Genomic DNA, 1,011 nt, shown 5'->3' with positions numbered 1-1,011 from the left:
ATACGTGGTTAACGACATTACTTTTTGAATTCCATTATGGTGTCAGGAAAAGTGTGAACGACAAATATACACGCGTTACATACATTGGAAAATACTAAATTACACTGATTTACGCATTAGCGAAGCGTGCGTGCCAGCTCTTACCGGCCTTTGAAAATAGAATCACCAATGCTGGTAGCAATACCCACATATGAATAGCAATCAATGTTTGTGGATCAAACGGCAAACGCTGTAAGGTACCCACTAACAAACCAGAACCGCTCATTTGGAACAAACCAAGTAGCGCCGCGGCTGTGCCCGCTTTATCACCGAATGGTTCCAACGCCTTGCCCGCGGCGCCGCCAAGAATCAAAGCAAAACCAACGGACGACATAAAGATTGGCAGCATGAACGACAGCGCCGTGTTTTGGCCATTCATCACCAGCATCACCACACCAGCCAGAGCCAACGTCGAGATACCAACCACAAGCGTGTTGTGTGTGCCAAAACGTTCCATGAACTTCGGTGCCAACATACAGCCAGCGATGTTGATGACCGCGTTAATGCCAAACCAGAATGTGAACTCATTCATTGAAAGGCCCATGCCTGTCATCAATACCGACGGTGCTGACGTCACGTAAGCTAAGATAACCGCCATAGCCATCAAACATAGTGACGCGTGGAAAATGAAAGATGGCGTGCTCAGTACCGACCAGTAACGACTTACCTTGAATACCGCTTGTTTCTCGGTTGCAGGGTTGGTTTCCTTCATCATCAAGAACATCAACGTTCCTGAGACAACCGCAAAACCAGCCATAAAGCTGAAGTTTGCACGCCAATCGAATTGCTGTGTTAACCAGCTACCTAAGATTGGTGCCAGTGCCGGAATAAAGCAGATCGCACCATTAAGGTAGCTGATCATCTTGCCGCTTTTCTCTGGGCCGAAAATATCGCGAACTGTTGCAAAGGCTGCTACCGATGTCGCACACGCACCTAAGCCTTGTAGCAAACGAGACATCAACATCCACTCTA

Annotated in this window: 1 protein-coding gene; it reads right to left on the bottom strand. The window is 47.6% G+C overall.

Features of this window, described 5'->3' with window-relative positions; genetic code table 11:
- Positions 1–109: 109 nt before the first annotated feature.
- Positions 110–1,011 (bottom strand): MFS transporter (locus R7Q47_RS26775; RefSeq protein ID WP_318090362.1); only part of this gene is annotated, 902 nt, incomplete at its 5' end.

It is taken from the genome of Vibrio sp. Vb0349, from assembly GCF_033338975.1.
Note: the sequence above shows the minus strand (reverse complement) of the source record. Positions and strands in the feature narration are given on the sequence as shown.